At 33.6% G+C, this 470-nt stretch carries 1 protein-coding gene; it reads right to left on the bottom strand.

Translation table 11 applies throughout. From position 1 onward, the window contains the following. Positions 1–173 precede the first annotated feature (173 nt). Positions 174–470 (bottom strand): transposase (locus SBH76_RS13495; RefSeq protein WP_317978166.1); only part of this gene is annotated, 297 nt, incomplete at its 5' end.

The following is a 470-nucleotide window of genomic DNA, read 5'->3' as shown; positions in this document are numbered from 1 at the left end:
GGGATTGTCGGGAAATAAGTAATTTTACTTCCCGCAGAACGAAATAGAAATATCCTGACAAATACAAGGCTTTTGGGCTTTGCGACTTTGTCAGGATATTTTGTTTTTCTATAATACTGTCTGTTTTTGGGCATAAAACCCCCTTTGCTGAAATTTTGCTTTTGCATTTTTTACTATGCTGTTTTCTCCTGTGGTTTACCTTCAAATTTCTTTAGTTTGGCATAGAGAAAACGATGATATTTATTTATATTTCTTCCTATTGCAAAAAGCATAAATTCTTTATAAACCTTATCTGAAGTACGATAGTTAAAGCGTCGGAAATCTTCATTCTCTTTAATATCTCCAAAATGACCTTCTGTTTGAATAGAGCGTATCTGTCGTTTCAGAATACCTTTTTCACTCTGTATGTTAGCATGTGACTTCTCTCGGAGTTCTTCCCATACTTCATTGATCTTCATTACTTTATTCTT

It is taken from the genome of Lachnoanaerobaculum sanguinis (assembly GCF_033242365.1).
Taxonomy (GTDB): Bacteria; Bacillota; Clostridia; order Lachnospirales; family Lachnospiraceae; genus Lachnoanaerobaculum; species Lachnoanaerobaculum sanguinis.
This window is presented reverse-complemented; position numbering and strand designations above follow the sequence as displayed.